The following is a 14144-nucleotide window of genomic DNA, read 5'->3' on the forward strand; positions in this document are numbered from 1 at the left end:
TGTCTTCGCTTTGACCTTAGCCAAAGCTGTCAAAATCAAGCGAGCTTGATCTCGACATTTACGCCAGCCGCAAGATCAAGCTTCATCAGCGCGTCTACGGTCTGGGCGTTTGGCTGCACGATATCGAGCAACCGCTTGTAAGTACGTACCTCGAACTGCTCGCGCGACTTCTTATCGATGTGCGGACCGCGGTTCACGGTGAACTTTTCAATTCTCGTCGGCATCGGAATGGGGCCACGAATGAGCGCGCCAGTACGGCGGGCAGTTTCTGCGATTTCACCAGTTGCCTGGTCAAGTACGCGGTGATCAAACGCCTTCAGGCGAATGCGAATATTCTGGGCTTCCATGTCCAACTACCAATGAGAAAGAGCAAATAACAAAAGTCAGCGATCCGCCCTCTCCCGTCTCCGAGGGAGAGCAGGGCCACTGATCAAAACTTTTCCGAATGTGAGACGAATCTCGTTCGTTGAGAGGTCCTATATGGGGGAACCCTCTACGTTGCAACCCCTGTAACGCAAATTCGCGCCGCAGTTTCGGACTTGGGCTGCAAAGAAAAACGCCCGGCAGGGCAAAGGCCGCCGGGCGTGTTTCTGTTTGACCGAATTAGGCCTTAATAGTGCCAACAACACCCGAACCAACGGTGCGGCCACCTTCGCGGATCGCGAAGCGGAGACCTTGGTCCATGGCGATTGGTGCAATCAACTTAACGTCGATAGTCACGTTGTCGCCTGGCATTACCATTTCCGTGCCCTCAGGAAGGATCACTTCACCGGTAACGTCGGTGGTGCGGAAGTAGAACTGCGGACGGTAGTTCGCGAAGAATGGTGTGTGACGACCACCCTCGTCCTTGGAAAGGACGTAAACTTCTGCCGAGAATTCAGTGTGCGGGTTAACCGAACCTGGTTTCGCCAGAACTTGACCGCGCTCAACGTCTTCACGGCCAACGCCGCGAACCAGTGCGCCGATATTGTCGCCAGCTTCGCCGCGATCAAGCAGCTTACGGAACATTTCAACACCGGTAACAGTGGTCTTGCCAGTGTCACGGATACCAACGATTTCAACTTCGTCGCCAACGTTTACAACGCCGGTTTCAACACGGCCGGTAACAACAGTACCACGACCAGAGATCGAGAATACGTCTTCGATCGGCATCAGGAAATCTTTGTCAACCGGACGCTCTGGCTGCGGGATATGCTCGTCGACAGCGTTCATCAGTTCGATGATCGAGTTTTTGCCGATTTCATCGTCACGACCTTCAAGAGCAGCCAAAGCCGAACCCTTAACAATCGCGATGTTGTCGCCGTCAAAATCGTAGCTCGAAAGCAGTTCACGCACTTCCATTTCAACGAGTTCGAGGATTTCCTCGTCGTCGACCTGGTCAACCTTGTTCATGTAAACGACCAGCGCAGGAACGCCGACCTGACGTGCAAGCAGGATGTGCTCGCGAGTCTGTGGCATTGGACCGTCAGCTGCGTTCACAACCAGAATAGCACCGTCCATTTGCGCAGCACCGGTGATCATGTTCTTGACATAGTCAGCGTGGCCTGGGCAGTCGACGTGCGCGTAGTGGCGTGCTTCGGTTTCGTACTCAACGTGAGCCGTCGAAATCGTGATACCACGCTCACGCTCTTCAGGAGCTTTATCGATGTTAGCGAAATCAACAGCAGCACCGCCATTGGCCTCTGCCATCACCTTGGTGATCGCCGCAGTCAACGTCGTTTTACCATGGTCAACGTGACCGATGGTGCCGATGTTGCAGTGCGGCTTGTTCCGCTCGAATTTTTCCTTCGCCATTTTCAATAACCTCTAGTGTTTTAACTTAACAGAATACGGGAATCAGCGGCACCCGTGTAAACAGGCGCCGCCCCTAAACGCATCGCTCGCCTTAGGCAAGCTTCTCCTTAACTTCGAGTGCAACTGCTGCCGGCACTTCCTCATAATGAGAGAACTGCATGGAGTAGTTTGCACGGCCTTGGCTGAACGAACGCAGTTCATTCACGTAGCCGAACATGTTGGCCAGAGGCACGAAGGCATCGACTGCCTGTGCGTTACCGCGTGTATCGGTGCCTTGGATTTGGCCACGACGCGAGTTGAGATCGCCGATTACGTCGCCGAGATAGTCCTCGGGGGTAACGACTTCAACCTTCATCACTGGCTCGAGCAGCTTGATGCCGCCACGCTCCGCAGCTTCGCGCATCGCACCGCGACCGCAAATTTCGAAAGCCACGGTCGAGGAGTCGACATCGTGATACGCGCCGTCCGTTACGTGGATCGTGAAATCGATAATCGGGAAGCCGATCATATAGCCGCTTTCAGCCTGCTCACGAATGCCCTTTTCCAGCGACGGGATGTATTCCTTCGGAATGTTACCGCCTTTGATGCTGTCCTCGAACACGATGCCTTGACCGCGTTCACCCGGGGTGAACGTCGCTTTGGCACGCGCGAATTGACCGGTACCACCCGACTGCTTCTTATGCGTGTAGTCAACGTCGATCGAACGACCGAGCGATTCACGGTAAGCAACCTGAGGCGCACCAACGTTAGCTTCGACTTTGAATTCGCGCTTCATACGGTCAACCAGGATGTCGAGGTGAAGTTCACCCATGCCCTTGATGATCGTCTGACCACTTTCGTGGTCGGTGCTGACGCGGAATGACGGATCTTCAGCCGCAAGACGGTTGAGCGCAACGCCCATCTTTTCCTGGTCGGCCTTGGTCTTCGGCTCAACGCTGAGTTCGATAACCGGATCCGGGAACTCCATCCGCTCGAGAATGATCGGCTTCGCAGGATCGCACAGCGTATCACCCGTAGTGGTCGCTTTCATGCCAGCCAGCGCAACGATATCGCCCGCAAATGCTTCTTCGATGTCCTTACGGTCATTAGAGTGCATTTCGAGGATACGGCCGATCTTTTCCTTCTTGTCCTTCACAGAGTTCAGAACAGCGCCCTTCTCCAGCTTGCCGGAGTATATGCGGGTAAAAGTCAGCGAGCCAACAAACGGATCGTTCATCACTTTAAACGCGAGAGCCGAAAACGGCGCGTCGTCGCTCGATGGGCGTGAATCTTCCTCTTCCGAGTCAGGCAGAACGCCCTTGATCGCAGGAACGTCAAGCGGGCTCGGCATATAGTCGACAACCGCGTCGAGCAGGGGCTGAACGCCTTTGTTCTTAAACGCAGAACCGCACAGCACAGGAACGAAGCTCTGGTTCAGCGTACCCTTGCGGATCAGCGCCTTCAGCGTCGCCGCGTCAGGCTCGTTACCTTCAAGATAGGCCTCCATCACGTCGTCATCTTGCTCAACAGCAAGCTCGATCAGCTCTTCACGATACTGCGCCGCTTCGTCAGCCATATCTTCAGGAATATCGCCATAGACATATTCGGCGCCCAGATCTTCGTTCTTCCATGTGATCGAACGCTGGTTCACCAGATCGACGAGGCCGGTGAGGCTGGCTTCGATACCGATCGGCAAATACAGCACAGCCGGCTTCGAACCGAGACGGTCGATAATCGACTGCACGCAATATTTGAAGTCAGCGCCGGTCCGGTCGAGCTTGTTGATGAAGCACATCCGCGGAACTTTGTACTTGTCGGCCTGGCGCCAAACAGTCTCGGACTGCGGCTCAACGCCGGCAACGCCGTCAAAACACGCTACCGCGCCGTCAAGCACACGCAGCGAACGCTCGACTTCGATGGTGAAGTCAACGTGGCCGGGAGTGTCGATGATGTTGATCCGGTGCTCAGGAGTTTTGCGAAGCTCTTTCGGATCGCCTTTGGGATCCATTGTCGGATCTTCGGGATTCCAGAAACAGGTCGTCGCAGCAGACGTAATCGTGATGCCGCGCTCTTGCTCTTGCTCCATCCAGTCCATCGTCGCCGCGCCATCATGCACTTCGCCGATTTTGTAGGATTTACCGGTGTAGTAAAGAATCCGCTCTGTAGTCGTGGTCTTACCGGCGTCGATATGCGCCATAATCCCGATATTGCGGTACTTATCTAACGGATGGCTACGTGCCATGGGAAATTCCTCGATTTGCAGGGGAGAGACGCCCGATGCGCCATCATCCCCATATAGTGACTATTTTACTGCGTAAAAACGTTGCTCACGAGCAGGGCTACGGCAATTCCTGCACCGATCACGATGGCCCAGTTGGTTGCTCGCTTCCCTTTCATCGCACAATTACCAGCGGTAGTGGCTGAACGCGCGGTTGGCGTCGGCCATCTTGTGCGAATCTTCGCGCTTCTTGACCGCATTGCCGCGATTGTTGGCCGCATCCATCAGCTCACCCGACAGACGCGCTGCCATGGTGGTTTCAGGACGGCCGCGCGCGGCGCTGATCAGCCAGCGGATCGCAAGTGCCTGGGCACGCTCGGGGCGAACCTCGACCGGCACCTGGTATGTCGCACCACCAACACGGCGGCTGCGGACTTCGACCTGCGGCTTGATGTTGTTCAGCGCATCATGGAACATCTGGATAGGATCAGATTTCGCTTTGGCTTCAACCGTATCAAGCGCACCATAAACGATGCGTTCGGCAGTGGATTTCTTACCGTCGAGCATGAGGTTGTTCATGAATTTCGACAGGACCAGATCCTTGAATTTCGGATCGGGCAGGATGACCCGCTTTTCGGGACGACGACGACGTGACATATTTAATAACTCCTTCGGAGTGGCCGCTCACATCCGTGAGCGTCCTGCGGCACCGGCCCGCTCCCCCACCCGGCCACCCGGAGATTACCTTGTATGGTAACCGGGTGAGGGAGCGAGCCGCCGCCGCGTTAAACCTTATTTAGGACGCTTGGCGCCGTACTTGGAACGGCTCTGCTTGCGGTCCTTGACCCCTTGCGTATCGAGCACGCCGCGAAGGACGTGGTAACGCACACCGGGAAGATCGCGCACACGGCCGCCACGGATCAGCACAACGGAGTGCTCCTGGAGGTTGTGGCCTTCGCCGGGGATGTAGGAGATGACTTCGCGGCTGTTGGTCAGGCGAACCTTGGCAACTTTACGAAGCGCAGAGTTCGGCTTCTTCGGCGTAGTCGTGTAAACGCGTGTACAAACGCCGCGCTTTTGCGGGTTTGCTTCCATCGCAGGGACTTTGGATTTGACCTTCTGCGGGACGCGGCCCTTGCGGACCAACTGGTTAATTGTCGGCATGAAGTACTCTTCACCTGTTTGGGTGGAGACCAATGACCTTAAGTGATGCGAAAAAGCCGCTCCTCATGATTCCCGATCTAACCCGGGACCTCCCTAAGCAAGCATGACGCTTGCGGAACGAGACTCCAGCCTGCGCTGGAGATCACAAAAAAGAGCGAGCTAGAAACACTCCACCTGGACCAAAAGGCTCCGGGTTACTTTGACGGCCGCCCCGCAGTTCCTTCACCCGTCACGATCCCCAGCGAATGCCGGGGTCTCGGTCAGCGTGGCAAAACTCCAATAGAAAAGAGCCCGCCGCAAACGCGAAAGGCCCCCAGGACTAAACCGGCAATGTTCAGCTCTATCTACCCAATACCTACCCACTCGGTGAAGAGAGCATGCATCGGATGAACGCGCCTTTAGGGGCGAATCCAACAGGGGTCAAGGTGTTTGGAGACTGCCATTCTCGACCGTGCTGCGCTCATCCTATATTAAGGGATGAGTGCCATAATAATTGACAACCGTCCCCGAACACGCGAATTATGGGCCGGTCAGGAACGGATTATGAACACGCTGCTTAAGAAAATGGAAAAGGCTGCTGCCCCGGTTCGTGAAACCGGTCGCAAACCGTCTGCGCGTGAAATGCACGAACGCATGAAGGATCGCTACCCTAAGGTAATGGCGCGCCTTGCCGAATGAACCGCAGTGGTTGACCGCTGACCTGATTGTAGAATTCAACGAGCTTGCCGTCACCGAAACCGGTGAACCACATCTATTGAACAATCCCGATGCACTCGACAGCGCACTGGCAAGGCCGATGCACTATTGGAACTATGGCGAACGGGACGTTGTCGTTCTGGCCGTATCGCTATTGGTAGGCATCGGACAGAACCACCCGTTTATTCAAGGCAACAAGCGCTGCGCCTTCGCCGCTGCCGACTATTTTCTGTATCTGAACGGATACGAGCTGGTCGTTCCCGATACGAACGATCTTGCCGATTTGATATGCGATACAATCACTAGCGAGATCGGCGAACAGCGGCTGGTCGAAGTGCTATGGGATTACATCGAGCCAGCCTGATAAGGTGCGGACTGGTGCGCTTTCAGGCTAAACCGGTAGTGATCGGCTTTGACTGGCTGATGTCGGTCCACTGGGTTGAGAAAGCCTGCATCGGATGATGCGGGCCGCTGGGGGTAATCCAACAGAGGTCAAGCGGAGGAGGCGTTCAAATCTTCCATGGCCTCAGAGATCTTGGTCGCCTGCAGCGCCCCAACATGTATCTTGGCCCCTGCCATTTGTTAGGATACATATCGCTAATTGCCAATGCAGGCATCGGCTCCATCATTGCCTCAAGATGAAGGCCCGACACACCAAATTCAGAAATGTACTGGCTCAACGGCCTATGAATATGGGTACTAACGAGACGGCAGTCTGGCTGAGCCGAAATTCTAAAAGGGCTTTCGACAAACAGCTCTTTCGAATAGTGAAACCAATCCTCTCCTTCGTAGCCATAATAGCTTGGCCAAAACGCAGGGTGAGTTATGGAAAAAATGAGACTGCCGCCCGGTTTCAACAATTGGCCTGCAGCACTAAGGAACGGTCGTAAATCCGCGACATCCATTAAGACCATGTTCGCTAAGATCACATCGAAACGCTGCTTTGACCTCGATGCATATTCCTCGAGGCTTGCAGTATGAAACTTGGCAGCATCCCCAAAATTTGTTCGAGCAATCTCAATGCTCTGATAACTAGGATCGACACCAATCACATGATCAAAATCATGACCAATTCGATCTGTTAAAACACCGACACCACAACCTGCATCTAGCAAGCTCCCATGCTTTTCATCATTGATAAGCATGGCGATGGCAGGTGACAGAACGTGGTCGAAAGTGATATCTTGACCTGACAAAATTTGCTCAATTCGGACAGGAGCTATCCTATCCCACTCGGCGGCAATCGCTTGTGTACTTTTGTATTTGGGATTCAAAAAATTCATATCTTACCCGCGAAACTAGCGATCATTTTTGTGAGGTCATCTGCTATGGCAAAAACTGGATCGTCGCCACTCTCAAATTCATACACGACATGCTTGCCTTTTCGCTTTGTCCCAACTGCGACTCTCGCCCCTTCCTTTCCATGACCTACTATAGTGAACCTTGATGCAGGACTGTGGGTCGTCGCACCGTAAACCACAACTTCCGCACCATTCTTTTCAAGCTCATCAGAAAGAGCCGTGTTTTTCTGCACAAATAACTTGAGATCACCAGCGGCCGCCTTCTTCATCAGGGTGCTTTTTATGCTATATGCATCACCCCAACTCAAATCCCGACTAAAAACTACAGTTCGTCCTTCATTTTCAATCCACTTTTTCATGAATTTGTTGATTTTTTCCTTTGTCGAATACGTCGTGTGTTTTTCATTACGGAACTTTGAGAAGTCATCGTACGCACAGAATAATGAGAACAATCCGAAGCCTACTATCAACACCCAATGCCAAGCTGGACGATCATCGCTTACCGGAACGACCACCAAATAAAGTCCAAGCATCGATGCATATCCAGCAACATTATAAAAAAGCGCTTTGAAAATTTTCATTAAACTAATCACCAATTGTTAGATCGAAAAATTTCATTATTTCGGAGTGTGTTTTTGGTCAATGTAGATGAATTGAAAACATATTTCACGTTTAGAATATATTATAAAGGTTGCACTGAAATGCCCCATATGACCACACTGTAAAATAGCGACCACCATTCAACCCTCATCAGTTCGCTTAATTGTCAACTGCCCAACCCACGGCGCGCAACGCTCGAACCCCTCTTTCGTGTCCGCGCTCGTCCAATCCGGCCACAGGTCGCGCGGCAAGATCATCGGCATTCTGTGATGCACGGCCTCTACTGCGGCACTCGCCTCGGTTGTGACCATTGAATAGCATGGCCCCCACTCATCGCTATCGCGCCAGAAGGGGCCGCGCAATTTGTCTGTGCGGGCGTTGTTGACGGGCCGTGGTTTGAGTGCCCGCCCCTTCTTCCCCGTCAGCGCCAAGGGGAAGCCCCAGTTCATCTGGCGCACTTCCCCCTCTGCCACCACCAGACCGGGTGTGCCGGGATAGACCTCTGCCCCGTGATTGCTGTTCACCGCCGCATCACGCGCGCCGAACGTCGCGGCCACTTCCCTGCTCATATTCTTGAGTTTGTAGAGGTTGCACATGGACTGCAGGCTGCGTGACGTTGGTGCAAGTGTCAATTGGCGCAGGATAGAAAGCGTTTTCCTACTTCGCATTAGTTTGCTTTAGCCCCTCAGTCGCCGGGCGGAATGCATCCGCATTCCTTGGCTACCTCGCATAAGCTCGGGCGCGCGGTCGCGCTTGCGGTTCGCTAGTCGCGAACCGAGCCATTCCAAGCCAGCTATCTCGCGCCTGTTCTTGGTCGCGGCAGCCAGAGGGCCGACCGGCCCGCCCGCAGCGAAGCGACCGTCAGGTAGCGAAAGCGAGGATAGCCAAGTGAGCGGATGCGAACGCCGGCGCTTGAGGCAAAAACAAAGGACTCCCCCCTCCCCATGACCAACGACCCGAAGTCACCACCCCCAACCCCCTCCTCTGAAGAAGAGGGGGCGATACCATCCCTCGCCCGAACCCGCACGTTACGTGCCGCCGCCGTTTGCGCATCGCCGCCAAACTTTCCGCTTCGGACCGTGTTCCATGTGTTCCATCGTGTAGGATTTACCGAGGGGATTGCCCGAGCAACAGCCGCATGAGGAAACGCCGGGCTAGCGTCCGCGCACCGATCCGCTATCACTGCCCTCTTGGAGTAGTTGCTCGATGGAACAATGGGATACCACAATCCGCCTGCTCGCCGTGGGATCGAGCATTTTGCTGCTCGCGGTGCTGCTGGTCGGGAGAGTGCGGGCCGAGCTCAAGATACCGCTGATCGGGCTGATCTTTGGCGCGGCGGCCTATCTGGTTAATTCCTCGCCCGCTTTTGCCCCGGCGCCATGGATCGATCCTTATGTCGATTATGTCTCTCTGCTGACGCCGTTCTGGACATGGCTGTTCGCGCGGCGATTGTTTGAACGGGCGATCCCGCCGGGGATGATGTGGGGCTATATCGCGGTGTTCACTGTATGCTGGTTTCTCGGTACGTTTGTGCTCGATGATTATTCGGTCACCTTTATCATCATCCATATTGCGGCGCTGAGTCTGGTCGCCGATCTGCTCTACACCGCATGGAGCGGGCGCGAGGATGACCTGATTGAGAAGCGCCGTCTGATCCGGCTGTGGCTGCCGATACTCGTCGGCGCGCAGGCGGGCGGGATTCTGACCTACGAGCTGGTGACCGGCGGGGCGATCGACCATCCCGTGCTGCAGGCGATCAATGCGGTGCTGATCTTCGCGCTGACGCTGTTTTGCGGAGTCGTGCTGCTGGAAACCGATACCGAATTGCTGGTCAAAACCGCCCAGAGCGAGCCCGCTGCGCCTGCCGAACCGACGCTCTCCCCCGCCGAACACGTCCTGCGCGAGAAGCTGGATGCAGCGATGGCGGAAGGGTATTACCGCACGCCGGGCCTGACCATCGCCAGCCTCGCCGCGCATCTCGAAACGCCCGAGCACCGGCTGCGCGCATTGATCAACCAGCGGCTGGGAGCGCGCAATTTCTCCGGCTTCCTCAACCGCCACCGGATCGCCGAAGCGCAGGAAAAGCTGGCGGACAAGGCGCTGGTGGACCTACCCGTGCTCACTATCGCGATGGATCTGGGGTACAATTCGCTGCCGACTTTCAACCGCGCCTTTCGCAGCGAAACAGGCTCCACACCCACGGATTTCCGCCGTTCTGCAATCGGTGAAGCCGCCCCGGATTGACTGGTCAAAACTGAAAAAGGCGATGCAATTTCGAAAATGACCGGCTTCTTCCGGCTTTGCGGAGCCTTTTCATTGCCTATTCGCCAATGTCTGTGCATCACCTCAAACGGAGCACGTAATGACGAACCGCAATGACACGACTCTGATGCAGAAGATCGGCGAGCATATGCTCGACGCATTGTATTTCGACCTCAGCCGTTATGTCATTGCGGCGGGCCTGTTGACGGTTCTTCTGCTGGTGTTCAAGCGCTGGGCGAACAACCGCCGCATACAGACGAAGAGCGCGAAACGCGGCGACTATATCCGCGAGATATTGTCCTCCACCCGAACGGTCATTGTGTTCGGCATCACCACTATCAGCACACTTGTGCTGCGCGAATATGGCATCATTCAATTCTCACTCGACAGCGTTTCGGTTGGCCTGATCGCGTTCCAGTTCGCTGTGATAGTGGTCGCGCATGATGCCTATTTCTACTGGATGCACCGCACGCTGCATCACAAGCGCCTGTTCCTCGCGACGCATGCGCACCACCACAAATCACGCACACCCACGCCGTGGACCGCCTATAGCTTTGCGACTTGGGAAGCCGTGTTCGAAGCGGCCTTCATGCCTTTATTCCTGCTTGTGACCAGCCTGATGGGTATCGCCTATGCTGGCTGGGCGCTGTTCTTTTTCCTGTGGCACATGATCTTCCGCAATGTGATGGCGCATGCCGGTGTCGAACTGTTCCCCGCAGGATGGGTCGACAGCAAGTGGACCGACTGGATTTCGACTACAACGCACCATGATTTGCATCACCAGGCAGGCAATTCGAATTTCGGATTCTACTTCACTTGGTGGGACCGGATGATGGGCACCGAGAACCCGCGCTACAAAGAGGAATTCCGCCGCGTCGCCAAACCGATTGTGATGAGTGGCCGTCCGGCAGAACTCGCGTCGGTAGCGGCGATGACCATGTTTACGACCTTCGCCACGCTCGGCGGCGGTGTCGGGCTGATGGTGGCTTAACGTAACCAAATCAAAGCGGAACCTTTCGGCGCGGCTCCCGTCTAATGGACAGGGAGCCGCACCAATGTCCACGGAAATACCAAAACCACTGAAGACCACCGCTATCTGGCTGCTTCGCTTATTGGCCGTGCTGATACTCGCGGGCACGGCGGGCAGCATGACCGACGCCAATCAGTGGTGGATCCGCATGTGGGACTTCCCGCGCCTGCAAATTCTCATCGCCATTGTCGTGATGGCGGTGCTGCTGTTCCTGTTCGACAGGATGTGGCGGCCATGGTTCTCGATCATTCTGCTGCTGGTGGCATGCTGGCAGTTCTACCGGATTTATCCGTACACCCCGCTTGCTCCTGAAGAAGTGGCGATGAGTACGCCGCGCGAAGCCAAGGCCGATGGTTGCTTCAAGGCATTGACCTTCAATGTCCTCCAGAAAAACCGCGATTACGAACCAACATTGGAGATGCTGCGGCGCGAAGATGCGGATGTGCTGCTGCTTCTCGAGACCGACCAGAAATGGGCCGATGCGTTGGCACCAGTGCTGGATGGCTATTCGACCGTCGTGCGCCAACCGCTCGACAATACCTACGGATTGATCTTTGCCAGCAGGCTCCCGGCAAGCGAGGCCCGCGTCACCGATCTTGCGCAGAAGGACACCCCGAGCGCATTCGCGACGCTATCTGCAGGTGGACGCAATTTCAAACTGATCGGTCTGCACCCGCGCCCGCCGCATATGGGACAGGACACCGAAGAACGTGACGCGGAAATCGTTATGGCCGCACGGCACGCGGCAGATTCCAATATGCCCGCTATGGCGATTGGCGATTTTAACGACGTCGCATGGTCGGACACGTCGATCCTGTTCAAGTCGATTGGCAGGTTCCTCGATCCACGCATCGGGCGTGGCACCTATGCGACGTTCCCTGCCGACAAGACGTGGCTGGGCTGGCCGCTTGACCATCTTTTCGTGACTGAGGAGTTCCTGATCACCGAGCTCAAAGTGCTGGAGAATGTCGGTTCCGATCACAGGCCGATTGCGAGTACGATGTGCCTCTCTCCGGGTCCAGCGATCGCGCGAAACGAGCAGCCGGAGGCGCCGACTGAAGAAGACCAGAGCGAAGCAGAGGATGTAATGGAAGAATACCGCGAGGACACAAAGCAGGATGCGGTCGAGGGTGAGTAACGCGCTACGTCGTCTAACGTCCCCACTCTCGCTTTAGCAAACCCCAGAAGTATTCGTCGCACCATCCCAGATGGGTTTTGCAGCTTTCGATCATATGCGCTTCACGGCGGAAGCCGAAGCGCTTTAGCAGTGCGTTGGAGGCATTATTACGCGGGTCGGTTCCGGCAGTCAGCCGGTGATGGCTTTCGCATTCAAACAAATGCGCGATCAGGCGGCGCGTGCATTCACCGGCGATTCCTTCACCCTGGCGATCAGCGACCGTGATGTAGCCGATTTCAGCGGTTGCTTCGCTTACCGGCACTGCCACGAGCCGCGCGGCAATTTCGCCTGTCTGACGATCCACTGCACACCAACTGCGGCCATTCCAGTCAGGATCAAGCAGCCAACCTTCAAGTTCTTCCAGCGACGCAAACGCTGCGCGCGTCAGATATCGGCAATGCTCGTCAGACGACAGCGTCGGCCACAAGGCTGGCGCATCGTCCTTCACCAATTTGCGCATGATAAACCGCTCTGTCTCCAGCGTGGGAGTTGGCGGAAGGGTCATCATTCGCCCTTAAGAAAAGCGACCAGTGCTTTGACTTTCTTCTGGCGCCACTGCGGCGGCGGAGCGACCAACCAATAGGCGCGGCGGCCTTCATCGGGGCCTTCGAGAATGTTCAAACGGCCTGCGTCAACTGCTTCAGATACCAGCAGATAGGGCAGAATTGCTTTGCCCATACCCGCCATCGCGGAACTGAGCGCCTGGCCCGCATTGCCGACTTCGACCGTCGCCTCCGCGCCTTCGGGTAAAGGTGCACCCGGCCAGTTAATCCAAGTATCGGGCGCGCTATCGATAGAAACGACCACGCGCTGCGCTGGGGCCAGTTCGACCCCGTGCAGATCGCCCGGCCCGTCGATCAGCCGGATTGCCGCGTCCAGATTGGCCTCGGTGAAATCAGCGTTCTCATCCTCGACCAGCTGATAGCGGATCTCTGGATTGTCTTTGCGGAATTCAGCTAGCCGCGGCGCAAGCCACTGCGCGTAGAATTCGCGCGGCGCAGCGATAGTATAGCTGTCGCTTGCCTGACCCGCCTGCATTGCCTGCACGCTTTCTTCAAAACGCAGAAAGCCTTCACGCAGGGAATCAAGACCTGCGCAGCCTTCAGGCGTTAGCTCCAGCCCCTTACTGGTCCGGCGGAACAGCACCGTTCCAAGATGATCTTCCAGCGCGCGAATCTGCTGGCCAACAGCCGCCGGCGTCACCGCCAATTCGTCCGCCGCACGGGTAAAGGACAGATGCCGCGCCGCTGCGTCGTAGACGCGCAGAGCGTTGAGGGGGAGATGGGTCCGCTTCATAGTGGGGTCGATTTAGGCGCGCTTATGCTGCACTGCAACCACCTTGCTTGATCGCCGCTCGCAGCGGGACAGTCGCGTTCAGTCGGCGGTCGCAGGCGCTGACAACGGGAAGAACGGAATACGCACTTCAATCGGTGCGTTTTCGCGAGTGGTGAAGGTGTAGAAACCTTCCATCGAACCGCTTGGTGTCGTTAGCGGGCAGCCCGACACGTAATCATGCGTTTGCCCCGGCGCGAGCACAGGCTGCTCACCCACTACGCCTTCGCCATCGACATGATTGATCATTCCGCGCGCATCAGTGATCCGCCAATGACGCGATTGCAATTGGACCGTTTGATCCGAATCGTTTTCTATCCGAATGTGATACACCCAGAACCACTTGCCCGCCTCTGGCTGAGATTGCTCGGGCAGAAAGTTCACCGCGACCCGCACGGTAATGCCTTCAGTGATGGCGGCGTGTTGGAACAATTCCTTCATAGTCGGGCGAATGTAGCGAGCCAAAGGCGGATCGGCAATTACTGCAGCTGGTGAATGTTCACACTTTCGGGGACAGCCGGCTCGGTAACTGCGGGATCATTGTCGGGCAGTGGTGTTTTTCGGGCAGCGTCAGCCTCTTCCTCCAAATCC

Annotated in this window: 16 protein-coding genes; 5 read left to right on the forward strand and 11 right to left on the reverse strand. The window is 55.9% G+C overall.

Going from position 1 to position 14144, the window contains the following annotated elements; translation table 11 throughout:
- Positions 1-35: 35 nt before the first annotated feature.
- From rpsJ to rpsL, 5 genes are all read right to left on the reverse strand, one after another.
- Entirely contained in the window at positions 36-347 is a 312-nt protein-coding gene (gene rpsJ, locus GRI35_RS11410; RefSeq protein ID WP_061924928.1) for a 30S ribosomal protein S10, read from the reverse strand.
- Between the two features lie 256 nt (positions 348-603).
- Positions 604-1794, reverse strand: a complete 1191-nt coding sequence (gene tuf, locus GRI35_RS11415; RefSeq protein WP_160614276.1) for an elongation factor Tu — start codon at positions 1792-1794, stop codon at positions 604-606.
- Positions 1795-1885: 91 nt separating this feature from the next.
- Positions 1886-4015, reverse strand: a complete 2130-nt coding sequence (gene fusA / locus GRI35_RS11420) for an elongation factor G (RefSeq protein ID WP_160614277.1) — start codon at positions 4013-4015, stop codon at positions 1886-1888.
- A gap of 162 nt (positions 4016-4177) precedes the next feature.
- On the reverse strand, positions 4178-4648 hold the full coding sequence (gene rpsG / locus GRI35_RS11425; protein WP_160614278.1) for a 30S ribosomal protein S7: 471 nt from the start codon (positions 4646-4648) through the stop codon (positions 4178-4180).
- A gap of 135 nt (positions 4649-4783) precedes the next feature.
- Positions 4784-5155 (reverse strand): 30S ribosomal protein S12, encoded by a 372-nt coding sequence (gene rpsL / locus GRI35_RS11430; RefSeq protein WP_160614279.1) that lies wholly within the window; start codon positions 5153-5155, stop codon positions 4784-4786.
- Positions 5156-5698: 543 nt separating this feature from the next.
- Between rpsL and GRI35_RS13850 the strand changes: the two genes are divergently transcribed.
- Both GRI35_RS13850 and GRI35_RS11435 read left to right on the forward strand, forming a co-directional pair.
- Positions 5699-5833, forward strand: coding sequence for a ChAPs family protein (locus GRI35_RS13850; RefSeq protein ID WP_235900201.1), 135 nt, complete (start codon positions 5699-5701; stop codon positions 5831-5833).
- A 10-nt stretch (positions 5834-5843) separates the two neighbouring features.
- A complete protein-coding gene (locus tag GRI35_RS11435; RefSeq protein ID WP_160614280.1) occupies positions 5844-6215 on the forward strand; it encodes a type II toxin-antitoxin system death-on-curing family toxin in 372 nt (123 codons plus the stop codon).
- Positions 6216-6360: 145 nt separating this feature from the next.
- Here the strand turns inward: GRI35_RS11435 and GRI35_RS11440 are convergent, their stop codons facing one another.
- The 3 genes from GRI35_RS11440 to GRI35_RS11450 form a co-directional block, all read right to left on the reverse strand.
- Positions 6361-7134: a class I SAM-dependent methyltransferase gene (locus GRI35_RS11440; RefSeq protein WP_160614281.1), complete on the reverse strand. Its 774-nt coding sequence runs from the start codon at positions 7132-7134 to the stop codon at positions 6361-6363.
- Entirely contained in the window at positions 7131-7733 is a 603-nt protein-coding gene (locus GRI35_RS11445; protein ID WP_160614282.1) for a hypothetical protein, read from the reverse strand. Before GRI35_RS11445 ends, GRI35_RS11440 begins: the two co-directional genes overlap by 4 nt.
- Before the next feature lie 159 nt (positions 7734-7892).
- Positions 7893-8384, reverse strand: coding sequence for an SOS response-associated peptidase family protein (locus GRI35_RS11450; RefSeq protein ID WP_235900202.1), 492 nt, complete (start codon positions 8382-8384; stop codon positions 7893-7895).
- A 574-nt stretch (positions 8385-8958) separates the two neighbouring features.
- Between GRI35_RS11450 and GRI35_RS11455 the strand changes: the two genes are divergently transcribed.
- The 3 genes from GRI35_RS11455 to GRI35_RS11465 all read left to right on the forward strand — a co-directional run bounded on the left by GRI35_RS11455 (position 8959) and on the right by GRI35_RS11465 (position 12182).
- Positions 8959-9996 (forward strand): AraC family transcriptional regulator, encoded by a 1038-nt coding sequence (locus tag GRI35_RS11455; protein WP_160614283.1) that lies wholly within the window; start codon positions 8959-8961, stop codon positions 9994-9996.
- Positions 9997-10114: 118 nt separating this feature from the next.
- Positions 10115-11005, forward strand: coding sequence for a sterol desaturase family protein (locus GRI35_RS11460; protein WP_235900203.1), 891 nt, complete (start codon positions 10115-10117; stop codon positions 11003-11005).
- Between the two features lie 64 nt (positions 11006-11069).
- Positions 11070-12182, forward strand: a complete 1113-nt coding sequence (locus GRI35_RS11465; protein WP_160614284.1) for an endonuclease/exonuclease/phosphatase family protein — start codon at positions 11070-11072, stop codon at positions 12180-12182.
- A 13-nt stretch (positions 12183-12195) separates the two neighbouring features.
- Here the strand turns inward: GRI35_RS11465 and GRI35_RS11470 are convergent, their stop codons facing one another.
- From GRI35_RS11470 to apaG, 3 genes are all read right to left on the reverse strand, one after another.
- Positions 12196-12729 (reverse strand): GNAT family N-acetyltransferase, encoded by a 534-nt coding sequence (locus GRI35_RS11470; protein WP_235900204.1) that lies wholly within the window; start codon positions 12727-12729, stop codon positions 12196-12198.
- On the reverse strand, positions 12726-13517 hold the full coding sequence (locus GRI35_RS11475; protein ID WP_202390553.1) for a LysR family transcriptional regulator: 792 nt from the start codon (positions 13515-13517) through the stop codon (positions 12726-12728). The genes GRI35_RS11470 and GRI35_RS11475 overlap by 4 nt, the downstream gene beginning before the upstream one ends.
- A 78-nt stretch (positions 13518-13595) precedes the next feature.
- The gene (gene apaG / locus GRI35_RS11480) at positions 13596-13994 is read right to left on the reverse strand and encodes a Co2+/Mg2+ efflux protein ApaG (RefSeq protein ID WP_160614285.1); all 399 of its coding nucleotides are present in this window, start codon (positions 13992-13994) and stop codon (positions 13596-13598) included.
- Positions 13995-14144 lie beyond the last annotated feature (150 nt).

It is taken from the genome of Pontixanthobacter aestiaquae (assembly GCF_009827455.1).
GTDB classification, from domain to species: domain Bacteria; phylum Pseudomonadota; class Alphaproteobacteria; order Sphingomonadales; family Sphingomonadaceae; genus Pontixanthobacter; species Pontixanthobacter aestiaquae.